We start from the raw sequence: 18,735 nt of genomic DNA, 5'->3' as shown, positions 1-18,735 counted from the left end.
CAGTAAATGCGTTACGATTGCGCACCGAACCTGAAAGGACAGCGATGCAGCCGAGATCTCCACGACGCAGGGCAGCGCCGGGCGCCGCGTTCCCGTGCGCCCCCATGGCGCGCTGCACTTGCTTTGCCATCTTTTACAGTACCTGCCCGGCCAGAGCGCTGCCGCTGTGAGCGGCGTTCTGAGCACCTCACTGCGCTTCCTGGTGCGCGGCGCCCTGTCGTTCTGCCTGATCGTGACGGTGCTGCTGGCGGGCCGCTACATCGTCAGCGAGTGGCGCGCCTTTGATGCGGCCCGGCGCGACCTGGCGCTGCTAGCCGGCGGCGAACAGCACCTGGGCGGCGAGCGCACACAGCTCAAGTTAGCATCGATGGCGCGCGTCAAGCGTCTCGGGCAGGCGTCGGCCGAGGCGCTCGACGCCCATATCGATGCGCTGGGCAAGCAGATTACCGCGCTCTCGGCCAAGCCGGAGGCGCAAGCACTGTCGTTCGGCCTGCCCGGCAGCGGCCAGCTGATGCAGGGCCTGGTGGCCAAGTCGCGCCGCATGCTGGAAATTGAACTGTTGTCGCAGGAGCGCGACTACCTGGTGGCGCTGCGCGCGGCAGCGCGCGCCGGCGTGGACCGGGACGCAGCCATGCAAGCGCTGGCACGGCTGCACGCGGCCCACGTAGCCGCCTATGATGCGCTCAACGACAACTTGCGCGCACAAAGCCGGATCCGCGTCAACAGCCTGTGGCGCTCCTACCTGCCGGGCACGGTGGAGTTTGGCATGCGCGACCGGCTGGTGCAGGAGGAGGCCGAACTGGTGCGCGCCAATAACGCCGCCGCCAGCGCGGTGGCCTTGCAGCAAAATGCGCTCAGCATCATCGGCGCGCCCAGGGCAAGCTTGCAATTCATTGTCAACGATGCGCGCCTGGACGCGGCGATGGGCCAGTTGCGCGGGGCGATCTCGGCCGGCGAGGCTTACGCCAGTGCCAACTGGGCGGGGAGAATGGCCGAGTCGGTGCGCGAAGTGGCGCCCACCGCCGGCGCGATTTTGCTCTCGCTGATGCTGGTGCCGGTTGCCATCAAGGTCGTCTTTTATTACCTGCTGGCGCCGCTGGCCGAGCGCCTGGCGCCGTTTTACGTGGACCGTCACGCCAGCGGCCTGCTGGAGATCCACGCAGCGGGAGGCAGGCGCGCCACGGCCCTGGGCAACAGCTCGGCGCCGTCGGCCGTCGTTACGCTGCGCGAGGGCGACGAAATGCTGATCCAGTCGGCCTGCATCCAGAGCGCCGCGGTGACGGTGGCGTCCAGCACGCGCTGGATGCTGGACTGGACCAACCCGTTTACCTGCCTGGCGGCGGGGCTGTTCGCGCTGACCCGCATCGTCAGCACGCAGCCGGCGGCGATCGTGGTTTCGCCCGCGCGCGACCCGCTGGCGGAAATCGCGCTGCTCACTTTGCCCGAAGGCTCGTCGATGGTGTTCCAGCCGCGCGCGCTGGTGGGCGTCATCCACCGGCTCGACCAGCCGCTGCACATGAAGCGCTACTGGCGCCTCGGGAGCCTGCACGCGTGGCTCACGCTGCAGCTGCGCTACCTGGTTTTCAGCGGGCCGGTGACGCTGATCGTCAAGGGTTGCCGCGGGGTGCGGGTGGACGCGGTGGACCATGGCCGCGTGATCAGCCAGGCGGCCACGCTGGGGTTTAGCACCAGCACCGCGTATTCCACCAGCCGCTGCCAGACCTTCCTGCCGTACCTGCTCGGCCGCGCACCGCTGCTGAACGACCGTTTCGATGGCGAGGTGGGCTTTTGCGTGTACGAAGAAGCGCTGCCGGCCGATGCCAGGAAGGGCGTATTTGGGCGGGGGCTGGAAGGCTTGACCGATTCGGTGCTCAAGGTGTTCGGGGTGTAGGCGCCGCATGCGCAGCTCGGCAAGAGAATCAACAATACGCCGTTTGCCTGCTGCTGAGTTGTCGCGCATGCAACGCACGTCACGTTGCTGATTGACACCAGATTATGCGGCAAGGATACTGCTCGTTCATCCTGCGCGGGCAACCCGCTTTGCGCTACCAGGGCCGCCATGACAAAGTTCAACCCGCTGTTGTTTGCCTTGCTCTTCATAACAGTGCCCGCCATTGCTGCGCCCAACGCCATCAACGAGGTATTGGAGCGACAGCGCCAGCACGGCTTTATTTCGCCGAGCTTGGCTGTCGAGGCACTCACGGCGGTGCGCGGCGACCTTGCCGGCGCGCCAGTTGAGCTGCGCATGCGCTATCACAATCAGCTCGCCTTGCTCTACATTGGGGCCGAAAATGCGGCGCTGGTCAAGGTCGAGCTCGATGAACTGGAGCGGATGGCAACGGTTGAAAAGTGCGTGCCCTGCGGCCAGTACAAAACGGTCCGCCAGGCGCAACAGGCTATCCGCGGGCAAGATACGGCCGCCTCGCAAGCACTGGTGGGCAAGCTTGAAGCGATCGCGAGCGCAGATGCCAATCTGATGCAAGCAGTGCACTACGTGCGTGCCGGCAGCTACGACATGGTTGGGCTGCATGCGCGCGCCATCGAAGAAGCTTTGGTCGCATCGCAACTGGCCATGAGCACGGCCAACCCGGCCGAGCAGGTTCGTACGCTCAACGTGCTCATGCTTGCCAACATCGGCCGGCGCGACCTGGTGCGCGCGGAAAGTCTGTCGAAAGAAGCGTTCGCGCTGGCCGAACGGATTGGCTACGTCTACATGATGGCTTACATCCGTGCCAACGGCGCCTGGATCCATTCGCTCAAGGGCGAGCATGCCAAGCAGTTGCAAGCGCTGAACGATGTGCTGAAAATTACCCGCGAGCATCCCGGACTGGGCGACTCCGAGCTGGTCGCGCTGGTTAATTTGGCGGAGTATCACTACGAGCAGAAATCGTACAAGCAGGCAGTGCAGCTGGCCACGCAAGCGATTGCCCTGGCCGACCAGCAGGGCAAGCCGGTGGCCAAAGGCGTGGTGATGATTTCGCTGGGGCAGTCCCAGATCGAACTTGGCGAGAGCGACAAGGGCGTGCAATCCTTGCAAACCGCGCTGGTCTTGCTAAACAAGGCGGGCGCCAAGAGTTACGTCATGGATGCCACCCGAGGCTTGGCCGACGGCTACGAGCGTGCCGGAAGGCATAAGGACGCGCTGGCGAGCTTGCACGCCTACGTCAAACTGAAGGACGAAGCAACGCTGCGCGAGCGCGAAAAAGCCATCGCCGAAGCCCAGGAAAAATTTTCTGGCGAGCGCAAGGACAATGAAATCTTGCGCCTGTCGCTCGAAAGCCGCGGTCGCCAGGCCGAGGTCGACGCGCGCGTCTGGCAACAGCGGCTGTGGGCGACGGCAGCGCTGGCGCTGGCGCTCGGTGGCGCATTGCTGATGTTGATGATCAAGCGTTCCCGGGCGCGCAACCGTGTGTTGGAAGACAGCAATGCAGTGCTCAGCGACCAGTCGATGCATGATCCGCTTACGGGCGCCTTTAACCGGCGCCACTGTGTGACCTTGATGAGCCAGCATGAGGCGCTGCTGGCCAGCAAGTCGCGCGACCGCAACTATAGCGCCGGGGTGGGGTTAATGCTGCTCGACGTCGATCATTTCAAGCACATCAACGATACGTTCGGGCACGCTGCCGGCGACGCGGTGCTGGTCGAGATCGCGCAGCGACTGCTGGGGCTGGTGCGCCAGCATGACGTGGTGGTGCGTTGGGGCGGCGAAGAATTTGTACTGGTGTTGCCGGGAACATCGGCTGAAGGCATGGCGGTGCTGGCGGAACGCGTTTTGCAGGTCATCGGCAGCGCACCGGTCGTGGCCGAGGGCAAGTCGATCCCCGTAACGGTCTCAGCGGGCGGCGTGTCGTATCCCTTGCTGCCGGGGCAACCGTGGCAAGACGCGCTCAAGGTAGCTGACGTGGCCATGTACATGGCCAAGGAGAGCGGAAGAAACCTCGCGATTTGCCTGATAACCATTGCTTCGGACACGGCGATGACGACGCTGGTCGACGATCTCGCCGGTGCCGTGGCAGCAGGAAAGGTGCTTGCCAAGGTGATCGCTGGCCCCGTGGCGCAGGTGGATCACGGCATGCAAGTGTCGATCTGATGGGGAGTGGCGAAGTGCGCCAGCTGTTGCTCGGCGCTGCCGTATATGTGGTCGGCCGAACATACGGTAATCAATTCTTTGGACATACTGATGCTATTGAACACTGAATGAATTTGCCATGAAAACTTTTTGCACCAAATCCCTCGTTGTCGTCGTTGTCGCCATCGCCACAGTCCGCAGCTATGTCGCTTTGGCCATGCATACACGTGTGTTGCCAAGGAACCTTGCGTGAGGACTGCCATGAAAATGTCCAACAGCACGTCCAACAGCACGTTTAGCAGCACATCAAGCTCCCGTCTGGACCGCGAAGTTGAGCGCGAGCGCGATGAGCGCCACAAGAATGACGACGCCAGGTCCGGCATTGGTGCCGAGGAAGATTACCGCATGAAGGATGCCCGCGAAAGCACCAGCTCAAGCTACTTTAGCCGCATCAGCCGCTGACCTTATTGGCGTCGTTTCAGCGCGATCATGCGTTGCTGACAGCGACTTTCAGACAATAAGCGTGCGCCGGTCAATCCGCGCACGTGGCCTCAAGGCATTCCTCAACCGGTCCTAGCTGTCCATCTCGATGAACTTGCGGCAAAAGCTCACTTGTTGAGCGGTTCCCACGCAGCGTTTATTTTTCCGTTCGTGCACAGGGACCCTCGGGCAAACATGCTTCATGGTCCTGTTTTGAAACTTTGTCGCATACTTAGTTGCAAAAACAAAATAAGTGGTTTATGCTTGTCCTACGGTTTCTAAAAGGACAAGGCCATGAAGCGCAAATTGCATCTCCTCATTATCGATCCGCAGAACGACTTCTGCGATTTGCCGAAGGAATACTTGCCGTCAAGCGCAGGGGCGGGGGAAAACGTGGCACCCGCGTTGCCGGTACCCGGCGCCCACGCCGACATGCTTCGGCTTGCCGAGGTCATCAACCGCGGCAGCGCGGGCTTGTCGGGCATCAGCGTCACGCTCGACTCGCACCACCGCATCGACGTCGCGCATCCCACGTTCTGGATGGACTCGGCCAAGGGACCGGTCAATCCGTTCACCCAGATTACCAAGGCTGAAGTGGTGCAAGGCAAATACTCGCCGCGTGACGGCGCCGCCTTGCCGCGGGTAATGGCCTACCTCGACGCGCTCGAGTCCGCTGGCCGCTACAACCTGATGGTCTGGCCCACGCACTGCGAAATGGGTTCGTGGGGGCATAACGTGCACGCCGACGTGCGCGCCGCCTATAACCGCTGGGAGGAAAGTACGCTCGGGATCGTAAACAAGATTTGCAAGGGTACCAACCCGTTCACGGAACACTATTCGGCCATCCAGGCCGAAGTGCCCGACGCCGCCGACGACAGCACCCAGATGAATTACGAGTTTATCGACATGCTCAGCGATGCCGACCAGGTGTATATCACCGGCGAAGCGGGCAGCCACTGCGTCAAGGCCACCACCGAGCATATTGTCGAGAATTGGGACCAAAACCAACTGGGCAAGCTGGTGCTGGTTACCGACTGCATGAGTTCAGTCACCGGTTTCGATGAACAGTATCAAGGTTTTATTCGCGCCATGCGCGAACGGGGCGTGCAGATCGCCCAGGCCAGCGATGTGGTGGCCGAACTGATCGAAAACGCCAAGCGTTAATCCAACATGACAAACACCCCAATGACCCCCATCGTCCGCAGCCTGCTTGAAACCGACTTATATAAATTTACGATGTGGCAGGCCTTGCTGCACGGGCATCCGTCCGCCCAGGCCGAATATGCTTTTGTGTGCCGCAATGAACCTGCCTATCCGCTGTCGGAATTAAAGGCCGATGTCGAGCGCGAACTCGATCATTTGTGCAGCCTGGCCTTTTCGCTCGACGAAATCGGCTACCTGCGTTCGCTGCGCTTCATTAAAAGCGACTTCGCCGACTTCCTGACGGTGTTCCGTTTTCAGCGCCGCTTTGTCAGCGTCGAGACCGAGGGCGAGACCTTGCGCATTCGCGCAGTCGGGCCGCAAGTGCACGTGATGGGATTTGAAATTTACGTGCTCTATATCGTCAACGAGCTGTATTTCCGGCGCTTTGACCAGGCCAGCGCATTGGCCGAAGGCCGCAAGCGCCTCGCTGCCAAGCTTGACCTGCTGCGCGCGTTTTCCGAAGAACCATCGTCGCGCCATCCCTTCGAGTTTTTCGATTTCGGCGTACGGCGCAGGTTTTCCGGCGCCTGGCATGAAGAAGTCGTCGCCACGCTGGCGCGCGAAGTGCCGCAGTATTTCAAGGGCACCTCCAACGTCTACCTGGCCATGAAATACAAACTGGTGCCGATCGGGACCATGGCGCATGAATATTTGCAAAGCTTCCAATCCTTTGGCGTGCGCCTGCGCGACTTTCAGAAAGCGGCGCTGGAAGAATGGGTGCAGGAATACCGCGGCGATCTGGGTACGGCGCTAACGGACGTGGTGGGCATGGATGCCTTTTTGGCCGATTTTGATTTGTATTTCGCCAAGCTCTTTGACGGCCTGCGCCACGATTCGGGCGACCCGGTGATCTGGGGCGAGAAAGCGCTGGCGCACTATGCCAAATTGCGCCTTGACGCGCATACGCGGCGCCTGGTGTTTTCGGACGGCCTGGATTTGCCGACGGCGTTTTCGCTGTACCGCCATTTTGCGAACCGCACCATGACCGGCTTTGGCATCGGCACCAATTTGTCGAATGATGTCGGCGTCAAACCGCTCAATATTGTTATGAAGCTGATGAGCTGTAACGGCCAGCCGGTCGCCAAGCTGTCCGATTCTCCTGGCAAAACGCTGTGCAAGGACGAGACCTTTCTCGCCTACTTGCGCCAGGTATTCCATCACGAGTCGGGCCGGGAAGAGGGCGCGTCATGCTAAAACTTGCGCTGGCCCAGCTCAATCCCACCGTTGGCGACTTTGAAGGCAATACTGCGGCGATTGTCGACGCCATGCAACAGGGGGCCGACGCGCTGGCCGACCTGGTGGTGTTGACCGAATTGTCCCTGTGCGGCTACTATCCGGGGGATTTGCTTGAAGACGACATGTTCCTGCTACAGGCCGAGCGTGCCTTGACGGCGGTGCTGGACGCTACGCGCCGCTTCCCGCAACTGGTCGCCATCGTCGGCACCGTGCGCCGCAATACGGGGCCGGGCAAGCCGCTGTTCAATGCCTTGCTGGCGCTGCGCAACGGCGAGATCGTGGCCGAATATTACAAGCAGTTGTTGCCCACCTATGGCATTTTCGACGAGCGGCGCCATTTCGAGCCGGGGCCGGAAGGCGCTTGCATGCTCGGCGTGGCTGGCTACCAAGTGGGATTTTTGATATGCGAAGATGGCTGGAACAACGACGGGCGCGATTACACCGTCAATCCGTTTGCCGCGCTGCGCGCCGGGGCGCCGGATATTGTCGTCAGTATTAACGCCAGCCCGTCCAATATCGGCAAGCGCGAACAGCGCCACGCACTGTTTGCCGCGGCGGCGGTGCAGAACAATCTGCCGATCGTCTATGTCAACCAGGTCGGCGGACAAGACCAGCTGGTGTTCGACGGCGCCTCGTTTGCCGTGTCGCCATCGCAGGGCCTGGCCTTTGAAGCACCGGCTTTCGTCGAACACTTTCAGGTGATTGATTTTGAAGCCGGTAAAATTGTTGGCGCCGCGCCGGTCGCGCACAGTGCGGGCGTTGCCGATTTTACGCGGCGCCAGATTGTGCTCGGCCTGCAGGACTATGCACGGCGCTGCGGCTTTAAAAAGGCGGTGGTCGGTTCTTCCGGCGGGATTGATTCGGCATTGACGCTGGCGCTGGCGGTCGAAGCGCTTGGCAAGGACAATGTCGTCGCCATCACCATGCCGTCGGCTTTTTCCAGTGAAGGCTCGGTCAGCGATTCGGTGGCGCTGTGCGCGAACCTTGGCATTGCCTTGTACACGCATCCAATCGTCGACCTGGTGGGTGAATACGGCAGCGGCTTTGAAAGCGCCTTCGATTCGCCACTCAAAGGGCTGACGCTGGAAAACCTGCAGGCGCGCATACGCGGCACGATTTTGATGGCGTATTCGAATGCATCTGGCGCCTTATTGCTCACGACCGGCAACAAGAGCGAAATATCGGTCGGCTATTGCACCTTGTACGGCGACACCAACGGCGGGCTGGGATTGATCGGCGACTTGTACAAGACCGAAGTGTATGCCTTGTCGCGCCATATCAATGAGCATGCAGGACGCGAGATCATTCCCGAGGCGGTGCTGACCAAGCCGCCGTCCGCCGAGTTGGCGCCGGGACAGCAAGATACCGACAGCCTGCCGCCGTACGAGGTGCTTGACGAGATCCTCAAGTGGCACATTGAAGGCCATCGCCTGCCGCCAAAGGAAGCGCAATCGGCCGGGGCATTTGTCGACCAGCTGGGCGCTGACAGCAATGGTGCGGCGCTGCTGCGGCGCATACTGAGCATGGTCTCGCGCAACGAATATAAACGGCGCCAGGCGCCACCGATTATCCGCGTGCGTGCGCGCGCATTTGGCAGCGGCCGGCAAATGCCGATCGCGGCAAAGTACTCATGAAAGAGAGCCAGACAATGGATGTAGCAGTTCTTATCGGGCGCTTCCAGCCTTTTCACCGCGGCCATGCGGGATTGCTGCAAACTGCGCTGGCAACCGCGCCGACAGTTGTGATCGTTCTTGGTTCGTCCTTCCACGCGCGCAATGCAAAAAATCCGTTCACGTGGCAGGAACGCGCATCGATGATAGGCGCTAGCCTGAGTCACGCGGACCGCGAGCGCGTTTCCTTTGTCGCCGTGCGCGATTATTACGACGATAATCGCTGGGCCGAGGAAGTGCGCAAGGCAGTTGCCGCGCATGCGCAGGCTAACGCTTCCACCCAGGTGGCTTTGGTGGGGCATTTCAAGGATGCTTCCAGCTATTACCTGAACCATTTTCCCCAATGGCAGATGGTGACCAGAGAGGCCAGCAGCACGATCGACGCGACCGATGTGCGGCGCGTTTATTTTGAAGCCGAGGACCTCGATGTATCGTTGAACGTACTCGACGAAGTCGTCCCGGTCGCGATTCGGCAATACCTGAAATCCTGGTCGTCATTGCCGTTTTACGCCGGGTTGGCCGAGGAGCACCGCTTTGTCTGCAAATACAAGGCGGCATGGAGCAAGGCCCCGTATGCGCCCATATTTTCGACGGTGGATGCCGTGGTCACGTGCGCCGACCATGTGCTTTTGATTAAGCGCGGTGGCTTTCCGGGAAAGGGGCAGTGGGCCGTTCCGGGTGGTTTTGTCGAGCAGCGCGAACGGCTCTTGCAGTCGGCGATTCGCGAGTTGGGCGAAGAAACCAAGTTGGCCGTCCTTGAATCAACGCTGGAGGGCGCCCTGGTCGACGTTCGCGTGTTCGATCACCCCGATCGCAGCCAGCGCGGGCGCACGATCACGCATGCGCATTACTTCAGATTGATGAGCGATTCGCTGCCGAGCGTGGAAGCAGCGGACGACGCTGCCTTGGTCGAATGGGTGCCAATCGCCGAGCTGAAAGGGATGGAAGAGCAGTTTTACGAAGATCACTTTCACATACTTGATTACTTCCTGCACCTGAGCGAGACGCCGCAATCATCGTGATGCGTGGAAAGGCCTGCGGGAGCATTTTTGGTACTGGCGGCGCGAGCATGCGATACAATCCTGCCCTGTGTTCCCGGTGTGCCGTTCGTCCCAAGCATGCTAGGACGTGACACGCAATTCTGAGTCAAGTGTCGCAGAGTGTATCGAAACGTGCCGCATCGACACCGATCGCCAAACTGTGCTCGCCAAGCCGCTTGAACTGCGCCCGCGGCACACAATCATCTCACTTATCTCAAGCAGACCGAAACAATGACAATTTTTACCGCATCCGTATTTGACGCCACCGTGATTTTCGAAGGCAATGAACTTTTCAAGGGCCAGGGATCGGCCAGCATGTGGGCTGAAAAGCTCGCCGCCGAGTTAAAATCAGGTGTCACCGTGCAAAAGATTGGCACCGGATGGGTGTTGTGCGGCACCTCGGATGGCGTCGAATGCAAATGGGGCATTCACGGCCAGCGTCTCATGCGCATCAACTAAGAGCAAATGCTCGACGAACTACCGTATGCAATTAAGGATGCCGCCCTCGTATGTGGGAGGTTTTTATTTGCGTTATTTTCTACTTTTTCGGTAGAGCATATAGAATTCGACCTTGGCAAGTCCCACTTTCGAGCTGTTCATTTTTCGGGGCGCGGAGATCTCTGCATTGTAGGTAAGTTTTGCCCGAGTTTGTTTCAAGTGCAACGGTATATTTGCTATTCATGGTGACGACTTCCGGGGTTTTGCTATTTGGCACAACTCCCGTCCACTGAAAAGCGTAGCCGTTTTTCTCAAGTCTGACTTGGGGCAAAGGATCCAGTTTAGGCCATATCGTTATACACAACTCATTGTTCTCCTAATGCTGCCAGTGTTGCAGCCGCTATACGCACCTCTTGCAGGCCCAGCCAGATCGTCTTCACGCCTGGCTCGCCATCGCTCTTGCGGCCGATGAAGCCACCCAGGCGCGCCACCAAACGCAGCACTTCGTTCAATGTTGGCGGTCGCGCCACCGGCTGCTTTGTGTTCGTCAACAGATAGGCGCCGTGAATCTCGTCGGGGCTGAAGAAGAGGCTGGCATCAAGGTCTGGGCAGGTTCTGCCCAAGCGCATCAGGTGCGCGATGCGCCAAGCGACGACCATATACAGCGCCAAGGCCCGCTCGATTCCCTCGATGCTGCCCAGTTGCATCGATTCGACCTTGCATCCATTTTTTAGTACATTGAAGAACATTTCAATGTCCCAGCGTGCGCGGTACCAATCAATGAGCTCGATGACATCGTCGAGCGTGGGCGCGGAGCGGTTTGTCAGCAAGCGCCATTCAACCGGCTTAGCGCCTTTCGGTGCATCAATTTCGCGCGCGATCACGCACGTGACGGTGACAGCTCCCGGTTTGCCAGTATGCAGCTCGATCGATGCGGCCCACAGCTCCTGGCGCACCTTGCGTTCTTTGATGCCATGCCGCGATGGCATCGTGAAGACGATCTGACCCAACGGCTGGTCGGCGCAGGTACGTTCCCACAGCTTGTCACCATCAGGCAAACAACGGTTGTGCTTAGCGCGCACCAGCCAGTCAGCCGGTGTGCCCAGCGCCTTCGCGCGCTGCATCATGCCGAGCATGTCGCCCTCACGGTCGGCCACATAGACCAAGCGGCTCGATGGCACCCTGGCCGCCATCTCGGCGACCCGCTCGTAGCCTTCGCTCCAGCGGGCGCTTTCCTTCTGGCCGCCACGCACACCGTTCGCGTCGCGTTCCTCGCGCGCCCACATCCACGCATCGCATACCCCGAGTGGTTCACGCTGCGGCGTCACGGCATACGTGGGGTGCACGTACATGCCGCGGCGCGCCTCGTAATTGAGTGGCCCGAGACCGCGCACCTTCTGTCCGTTGAAATCGAGCTCCGTAGTATCTTGCAGGCAAAGCACAACCGGATGGGCGCTCATGCGCAGTTCCGTTCGCTCCCAATGCGGCGCCATGATGCCCTCCCAGGTGACCGCGTCGTTGTCAAGGAAACGGTAGGCCGCCATCATCTCAGTCCAGCCGTCGCATGCCATCGGAATGTTCGCTGTCGGCTTGGCCGCGAACGCTTCCACCAGTACTCGTGCGCGCTTGTTCAGACGCGCATCGCCCAGGTCCATTTCAGCGAATTCTTCCGCAACCCAGTGCTTCGATTCAGTAGCCAACGCGTCACCTAAATTCCGAAAGTAAACGCCTTTTCCTGAAAGTTTACAAGTACATTCGCAAGTGCTTGAATGTAAACAGATTTTTCAGGGGTCGCCAGATCAGCTCAGAGTTGTGTATAACGATATGGCGACTTTGGCAGCTGTCTGCGTGGTGCGACGTTCGGTTAACGGATTTTTGCCATCGACGAGCATCAATCTGCATTGCTTGGCGCGCTGACGCGCACTTGAAAGATCGACAGTATGCACGGGACCAAGCCCCATCTCATGTTCCTTGCCCTTAACGGCGAACCGGAAAATCCAACTTTTCGATCCCGTCTTCGACACCTGCAGAAAAAGGCCGCCGCCATCTCCATGATAGCCAGGCTTATCGAGTGTCCGTACCGCCAGCGCCGACAGTTTGTTGATTTTAGTCGCCATAGTCTACCCCCGCCACTACCCCCGTCGGTTAGCTGGATTGTAGCGCATCTACCTGGACACCGGCGGACACGATTATTGAGATTTCTCCTATGAGCAGACGAAAAAAAAGCTCCGGTAAGGGAGCTTTTTTTTCTAATACTGGCGGAGACGGTGAGATTCGAACTCACGATACAGGTATAAGCCGTATGCATCCTTAGCAGGGATGTGCCTTCGGCCACTCGGCCACGTCTCCTTTCTTATCCAGCGAACTAGATCAGAAGACCGCGATGATACCGGTTACCCGGCAGTTTGGTCAATGGAGCACGCTCACTTTTTTGAAAAAAGTTATGCATTTTCCAAATCAAAGGTTTTATGCAGCGCGCGCACGGCCAATTCCATGTACTTTTCATCGATCAGCACTGAAATCTTGATCTCGGATGTCGATATCATCAGGATGTTGATGCCCTCTTCCGACAGCGTGCGGAACATCTGCGAGGCCACGCCCACGTGGCTGCGCATGCCCACGCCCACCACCGACACCTTGGACACCTTGGCGTCGCCCGAGACGCTGGCAGCGCCCAGCTCGGCGCGGCCCGCTTCCAGGATCGCCAGCGCCTTGGCGTACTCGCCGCGCGTGACGGTAAAGGTGAAGTCGGTCTTGCCTTCCACCGACTGGTTCTGGATGATCATGTCCACTTCGATGTTGGCATCGGCGACCGGCCCCAGGATGTGGTACGCCACTCCCGGCTTGTCGGGCACGCCCAGGACGGTGATTTTGGCCTCGTCGCGGTTGAACGCGATACCGGAGATGACGGCTTGTTCCATATGTGTATCTTCCTCAAACGAAATCAGGGTGCCCGACTTGGCTTCTTCTTCAAGCGGCATCAGGGGGTCGGTCAGCGACGACAACACGCGGGTAGGCACGCGGTAATTGCCGGCAAATTCAACGGAACGGCTCTGCAGCACTTTCGAGCCCAGCGAAGCCAGTTCCAGCATTTCTTCAAACGTAATGGTCTTCAAGCGGCGCGCTTCGGACACCACGCGCGGATCGGTCGTGTAGACGCCGTCGACGTCGGTGTAGATCAAGCACTCTTGCGCCCCCATGGCGGCCGCGATCGCCACGGCCGAGGTGTCCGAACCGCCGCGGCCCAGCGTGGTGATATTGCCGTGCTGGTCGATGCCCTGAAAGCCCGTGATGATGACGATCTTGCCTTCGGCCAGGTCAGCCTTGACCTTGGTGTCATCGATCGACTCGATGCGCGCCTTGGTGTACGAGGAATCGGTCTTAATCGGCACTTGCCAGCCGGCGTAAGAGACCGATTTCTTGCCGATGGCCAAAAGTGCCATCGACAGCAAGCCGACCGACACTTGCTCGCCGGTGGCGGCAATCATGTCGAGTTCGCGCGGATCGGGATGCTCCATCAGTTGCTTGGCCATGCCGATCAAGCGGTTGGTTTCGCCCGACATGGCCGACGGCACAACAATAATCTGGTGTCCCGCGTCATGCCACTTGGCGACCCGTGCCGCCACGTTTTTGATGCGGTCGGTCGATCCCATCGACGTACCACCATATTTGTGGACAATTAAAGCCATAAGAGAGAAGTTTCCGCTCAAGAATATTAAAAAGAAGGGCTCAACTCTACATGCTGCGGTGCAAAAAAACAAGGCACGGGGAATCGGAAAGCTATATCGTATTGGTATATGGTAATTACATTTCCAGGTAGGCGTCAGGCCGCGAACGTCTGCCAGCGCAGAGCGATAAAGGGACCGGAACCGGTCCCGAAGTGGTGACAATCCATGCCAATGCCCGCCGCAAACAGCAAGCTTTTGCCGGTGGAAACGACCGGCAGGCGCGCGCGCTCCCAGGCCGGTACGTTGCACGCCTGGTAGTGATATTTCAGCGGCCTGGTGGGCCGGTTGGCGGCCGGCTTGAGCCGCTCGCCGCCCTTGCGAAAATCGATCAGCAGCGGCTGGGCGCGCAGCCAGTCGGTGTCCATGCCCTGCTCGCCCTGGTCAAAATGGAGCACCCCGCCGTAGGCCGGAAAGGCCATGCTGGCCTCGCCCGTCCAGGCGAACAGTTCGCCTTCCTTGACGAACACGCCTTCATCGTCCGGATCGCGCAGGCCGGCCAGGTCAGCGAGCTTGGGCGTGATGTGCAGCAGGTCGCGGTGGCGCCGGATGTGGCAATCGGGATGGGTGACCAGCACTTGGCGGTCGTGGCGCGCCTCCACCAGCTGGGCCACCATTTCGGTCAGCCAGGCGGTGGACGGCATGCGCATGGCGCGCAATGCAAACCAATGGCGCAGCATGTTGTAAGCGCGGTCCAGGCTCATCGCGCGCAGCTTGGCGCAATCGATGCAGTCGTCAACCAGGCAACCGGCCAGGTCTTGCTCGGCCAGTTCGGTCAGCAGGCGCTGGGCCGACTGGGCATGCGCCGCGCTGCGGGCAAAGCGCTCCTGGTAACCGGGAAACGCTTGCGCCAGCGATGGCATCACCTGGTGCCGCAGCGCATTGCGGGCGTAGCGCGGATGCGTGTTCGATTCGTCTTCCACGTAGCCGATGGCCTGAGCGGCGACGTAATGTTCAAGCGCGCCACGCGACACCGGCAGCAGCGGGCGCGCCATCACCAGATCAGGATTGCCCAGCAGTTCAGGCGCGGCGTTGGCCGCGTCCATGCCGGAAAGACCGGCCGTGCCCGAGCCGCGCAGCAATTGCAGCAGCACTGTTTCAGCCTGGTCGTCGAGGTGGTGGGCGGTGAGCATCAGGCGCACGCCGTGTCCGCGGCACATGGCGCCCAGGGCGGCGTAGCGTGCCTTGCGGGCAGCAGCCTCCACGCCCGACCTGGTTTTTTCCAGCACCACGCGGCACGCTTCAAACGGGATGCCGAGCGTGGCGCAGGTCGCTTCGCAATGGGCGAGCCAGGCGTCGGCATGTGGACTGATGCCGTGGTGAACGTGAAAGGCGAACATAGGCACGCCGTGCTGCACGCCGTAGGCATGCGCCAGGTGCAACAGGGCGGAGGAATCGAGACCGCCACTGTAGGCGATCGCGATCGGGTCGGGAGAAACGTCGCGCAGGCCGCTCAAGGCCCGCGCAAATGCTGCCGGAAGGTTCCCGGCGATCTGCTGGCTCACTCTTCGGCCGGCGTCGTTTCTTTGAACTTGCCGTAGCTCATCAACTTTTGATGGCGCTGCTCGATCAAGTCCTTGGTTTTGATGCCCTGGAACTGGCGCAGCGTGTCGGCCAGTGCGCGCTTGAGCATGGTTGCCATGGCTTTCGGGTCGCGGTGGGCGCCGCCCAGCGGTTCATTGATGATCTTGTCGATCAAGCCCATGGCCTTGAGGCGGTGGGCCGTCAGGCCAAGCGCGTCGGCAGCGTCGGAGGCGCGCTCAGACGTTTTCCAGAGGATCGATGCGCAGCCTTCTGGCGAGATGACGGAGTAGGTTGCATATTGCAGCATCAGCACGGCGTCGCCCACGGCAATGGCCAGCGCGCCGCCCGAGCCGCCTTCGCCGATGATGGTCGCGATCAGCGGCACCTTAAGTTCGGCCATCACGTACAGGTTGTGGCCGATGGCTTCGGACTGGCCGCGCTCTTCGGCGTCGATGCCGGGAAAGGCACCCGGGGTGTCGACAAAGGTGAAAATCGGCAGGCCGAATTTTTCAGCCACTTTCATCAGGCGCATGGCCTTGCGGTAACCTTCCGGCTTGGGCATGCCGAAGTTGCGCAGCGCGCGCTCCTTGGTGTCGCGCCCCTTCTGGTGGCCGATGACCATGCAAGCCTGGCCGTTGAAGCGGGCCAGACCGCCCACGATGGACAGATCGTCCGCATACGAACGGTCGCCGTGCAGTTCGTGGAAATCGGTGAAGATTTCATTCACATAATCCATGGTGTACGGACGCTGCGGGTGGCGGGCAATTTGGGAAACTTGCCAAGGCGTCAGCTTGGCGTAGATGTCTTTGGTCAGCTGCTGGCTTTTTTTGGCCAGCCGATCGATCTCTTCGGAAATGTCCACCGCAGAGTCGTCCTGGACGAAGCGCAGCTCTTCAATCTTCGAATCGAGCTCTGCAATTGGCTGCTCAAAATTGAGGAATGTTGTTTTAATCATTATATCTCCGGATAAATTCAAGCCGCGACATGCCCCGCCGCGCGGCCGATACAAGCACTATTCTACCGCCGTTCAGCTATTCGACAAAAATGGGATCGAGGGAACGCCACAAATACCATGTGGCGACCGTACGCCACGGCTCCCAGTTGGCCGAGACTTCGCGCGCATCGCTGCGCGAGACCGGCTCGCCCGAAAAATAATTCTGGCTAATGCCTTGGATTAAGCCAGGGTCGTCGAGCGGCAGCACATTCGGGCGCAACAGATTAAATATCAAAAACATCTCTGCTGTCCAGCGCCCAATGCCGCGGATTTGCACCAGTTCGGCGATGACGGCTTCGTCATCCATTTCCGCCCATTGGTTCGCATGCACGCGCTTGGCCTTGAAATGGTCGGCCAAGTCGAGGATGTATTCGGTCTTGCGCTTGGACAGCCCGCAGCCGCCAAGCTGCTCGGCGCCCGCCTTGATGACCTGTGCCGGCGTAATTTTGGGACACACGGTGATCAGCTTGTTCCAGGCCGCGTCGGCGGCCTTGGTGGTCACTTGCTGACCGACCACGGAGCGCGCAAGCGTGGTGAACGGGTCGCCATGGCCGACCAGATGCAGGTCGCCAAATTGCGGGATCAGCTTCTTCATGATGCGGTCGCGCTTCATGAGTTCGGCTTTGGCTTGCTCCCAATAGGCAGGCACTGCGAGTACCAGCGAGGTGGTCCCCGCGCTGTCCTTGTGCAGCGCCATCATGCGCGACGCCAGGTGGTGGTGCCGTCCGGCTTGTCTTCGAGGATGATGTCTTCGGCCAGTAAGTCGGCGCGGATCTTGTCGGAGGCGGCGAAATTTTTCACTTTTTTGGCGGCGATGCGCTCGTCGATGCGCGCCTGGACGGCGTCGCCAGCGTCTTCGCTGCCTTGTAAAAATTGCTGCGGCGTGCGTTCGAGTAAGCCGATCACGCCGGCCAGCGCCTTGTACTGGCGCGCATGGGCGAGCGACTTGCTTTTGTTCAGTTCCGTGGCCAGGTCGAACAGCGCCGCGAGCGCGACCGGCGTGTTGAAGTCGTCGTCCATCGCTTCGCGAAAACGCATGGCATGCGCTTCTTCCCAGTCGACGGCGACATCGATGCCGGCCAGATCGACGTCAGCCAGCTCAACGTCAACCAGCGCCGTGTACAGGCGCGTGAGCGCGGCCTTGGCGTCGTCCAGATGGGCGTCGGAATAGTTGAGCGGGCTGCGATAGTGGGCGCGCAAAATAAAAAAGCGGACGACTTCGGCATCGTACTTTTTCAGCACGTCGCGGATCGTGAAAAAGTTGCCCAGCGACTTGGACATTTTTTCGTTATCGACACGCACAAAGCCGTTATGGAGCCAGAAATTGGCCATCGGATGGCCAAAAGCGCCTTCGGACTGGGCGATTTCATTTTCGTGGTGGGGAAACTGCAAATCAGCCCCGCCGCCGTGAATGTCGAATTGTTCGCCCAGCGTGGCGCACGACATGGCCGAGCATTCGATATGCCAGCCGGGACGTCCGCTGCCCCATTTGGAATCCCATTTCACTTCATCGGGCTCTGATTCCTTGGACGACTTCCAGAGCACAAAGTCGAGCGGGTCGCGTTTGCCGGTATTGACGTCCACGCGTTCGCCGGCGCGCAGGTCGTCGAGCGACTTGCCCGACAGTTTGCCGTAGCCTTCAAAATTGCGGACTGAATAATTGACGTCGCCGTCTGCGGCGCGATAGGCCAGCCCTTTTTGCTCGAGCAGCTCGATAATGCCCAGCATCTGCGGTACATACTGCGTGGCGTGCGGGACCACGTCGGGCGCCAGGATGCCCAGTGCAGCCGTGTCTTCATCCATGTATGTTTCAAAACGCGACACCAGCGCATGGATCGACTCGCCGTTTTCCACGGCGCGCTTGATGATTTTGTCTTCGATGTCGGTGACGTTGCGCACGTAGGTGACCTGGTAGCCCGACGCCTTGAGCCAACGATAGATTACGTCGAAGGCCATCATCATGCGCGCGTGGCCGATATGGCAGTAATCGTAGACCGTCATGCCGCAGACATACATGCCCGCCTTGCCTGGTACGATCGGAACGAAGACCTGCTTGTCACGCGCAAGCGTGTTGTAAATCTTTAGTTGGCTCATCGGATTTCTACTGGTGACAGCGCGCGCCACACCCGGGCAATACCATCACCAGGCGCGAGCGCCGCATAGGCGCGCACCGGAGAAACGGTTATTGCTTCGAGATCGTTGGCGCCCTCTGCGTGTTCTTCTTTGGGATAGAATAGGGCGTTGCGAGCAAAGTATAGCATTGATAAAATCTCGACTGGCCGCATATGGATCAGGTTTATTTTTGCGTAAAAGGCTTGACAGCCGATCCGCCACTTTATATCAAATGTTCAACACC

Annotated in this window: 15 protein-coding genes and 1 tRNA gene; 8 read left to right on the top strand and 8 right to left on the bottom strand. The window is 60.0% G+C overall.

Annotation, left to right across the window (positions count from 1 at the left end):
- Positions 1–166 precede the first annotated feature (166 nt).
- The 8 genes from ACP7BV_RS04885 (at position 167) to ACP7BV_RS04850 (ending at position 10,157) form a co-directional block, all read left to right on the top strand.
- On the top strand, positions 167–1,891 hold the full coding sequence (locus tag ACP7BV_RS04885) for a hypothetical protein (RefSeq protein ID WP_426102077.1): 1,725 nt from the start codon (positions 167–169) through the stop codon (positions 1,889–1,891).
- Positions 1,892–2,059: 168 nt separating this feature from the next.
- Complete coding sequence (locus tag ACP7BV_RS04880; RefSeq protein WP_426102075.1) at positions 2,060–4,090, top strand: diguanylate cyclase; 2,031 nt, start codon at positions 2,060–2,062, stop codon at positions 4,088–4,090.
- A gap of 240 nt (positions 4,091–4,330) precedes the next feature.
- A complete protein-coding gene (locus ACP7BV_RS04875) occupies positions 4,331–4,531 on the top strand; it encodes a hypothetical protein (RefSeq protein WP_426102073.1) in 201 nt (66 codons plus the stop codon).
- Between the two features lie 312 nt (positions 4,532–4,843).
- On the top strand, positions 4,844–5,713 hold the full coding sequence (locus tag ACP7BV_RS04870) for a cysteine hydrolase (protein ID WP_426102071.1): 870 nt from the start codon (positions 4,844–4,846) through the stop codon (positions 5,711–5,713).
- A 21-nt stretch (positions 5,714–5,734) separates the two neighbouring features.
- Positions 5,735–6,946, top strand: a complete 1,212-nt coding sequence (gene pncB, locus ACP7BV_RS04865; protein WP_426102069.1) for a nicotinate phosphoribosyltransferase — start codon at positions 5,735–5,737, stop codon at positions 6,944–6,946.
- Positions 6,940–8,622: an NAD+ synthase gene (locus ACP7BV_RS04860; RefSeq protein WP_426102067.1), complete on the top strand. Its 1,683-nt coding sequence runs from the start codon at positions 6,940–6,942 to the stop codon at positions 8,620–8,622. The genes pncB and ACP7BV_RS04860 overlap by 7 nt, the downstream gene beginning before the upstream one ends.
- Positions 8,619–9,680: a bifunctional nicotinamide-nucleotide adenylyltransferase/Nudix hydroxylase gene (locus ACP7BV_RS04855; RefSeq protein WP_426102065.1), complete on the top strand. Its 1,062-nt coding sequence runs from the start codon at positions 8,619–8,621 to the stop codon at positions 9,678–9,680. Before ACP7BV_RS04860 ends, ACP7BV_RS04855 begins: the two co-directional genes overlap by 4 nt.
- Positions 9,681–9,929: 249 nt before the next feature.
- Positions 9,930–10,157 (top strand): hypothetical protein, encoded by a 228-nt coding sequence (locus ACP7BV_RS04850; protein ID WP_426102063.1) that lies wholly within the window; start codon positions 9,930–9,932, stop codon positions 10,155–10,157.
- 344 nt (positions 10,158–10,501) lie between these two features.
- On the opposite strand, the gene ACP7BV_RS04845 is transcribed toward ACP7BV_RS04850, so the two are convergent.
- The 8 genes from ACP7BV_RS04845 to cysS form a co-directional block, all read right to left on the bottom strand.
- Complete coding sequence (locus ACP7BV_RS04845) at positions 10,502–11,836, bottom strand: IS4 family transposase (RefSeq protein WP_426102061.1); 1,335 nt, start codon at positions 11,834–11,836, stop codon at positions 10,502–10,504.
- A 99-nt stretch (positions 11,837–11,935) separates the two neighbouring features.
- A complete protein-coding gene (locus ACP7BV_RS04840; RefSeq protein WP_426102059.1) occupies positions 11,936–12,253 on the bottom strand; it encodes an Arm DNA-binding domain-containing protein in 318 nt (105 codons plus the stop codon).
- A 139-nt stretch (positions 12,254–12,392) separates the two neighbouring features.
- A tRNA-Ser gene (locus ACP7BV_RS04835) sits at positions 12,393–12,485 on the bottom strand.
- A gap of 92 nt (positions 12,486–12,577) precedes the next feature.
- The gene (locus ACP7BV_RS04830; protein ID WP_426102057.1) at positions 12,578–13,825 is read right to left on the bottom strand and encodes an aspartate kinase; all 1,248 of its coding nucleotides are present in this window, start codon (positions 13,823–13,825) and stop codon (positions 12,578–12,580) included.
- Positions 13,826–13,959: 134 nt separating this feature from the next.
- On the bottom strand, positions 13,960–15,366 hold the full coding sequence (gene tilS / locus ACP7BV_RS04825; protein ID WP_426102055.1) for a tRNA lysidine(34) synthetase TilS: 1,407 nt from the start codon (positions 15,364–15,366) through the stop codon (positions 13,960–13,962).
- Positions 15,363–16,340, bottom strand: a complete 978-nt coding sequence (locus ACP7BV_RS04820) for an acetyl-CoA carboxylase carboxyltransferase subunit alpha (protein ID WP_426102053.1) — start codon at positions 16,338–16,340, stop codon at positions 15,363–15,365. The genes tilS and ACP7BV_RS04820 overlap by 4 nt, the downstream gene beginning before the upstream one ends.
- Before the next feature lie 76 nt (positions 16,341–16,416).
- Positions 16,417–17,076 carry a DNA-3-methyladenine glycosylase family protein gene (locus tag ACP7BV_RS04815; RefSeq protein WP_426102345.1) on the bottom strand — a complete coding sequence of 220 codons (660 nt, stop codon included), beginning with the start codon at positions 17,074–17,076 and terminating at the stop codon, positions 16,417–16,419.
- Positions 17,076–18,473: a cysteine--tRNA ligase gene (cysS, locus tag ACP7BV_RS04810; RefSeq protein ID WP_426102051.1), complete on the bottom strand. Its 1,398-nt coding sequence runs from the start codon at positions 18,471–18,473 to the stop codon at positions 17,076–17,078. Before cysS ends, ACP7BV_RS04815 begins: the two co-directional genes overlap by 1 nt.
- Positions 18,474–18,735: the final 262 nt, after the last annotated feature.

It is taken from the genome of Massilia sp. TSP1-1-2, assembly GCF_049896185.1.
In the GTDB taxonomy this organism is placed as follows: domain Bacteria; phylum Pseudomonadota; class Gammaproteobacteria; order Burkholderiales; family Burkholderiaceae_D; genus Telluria_A.
Note: the sequence above shows the minus strand (reverse complement) of the source record. Positions and strands in the feature narration are given on the sequence as shown.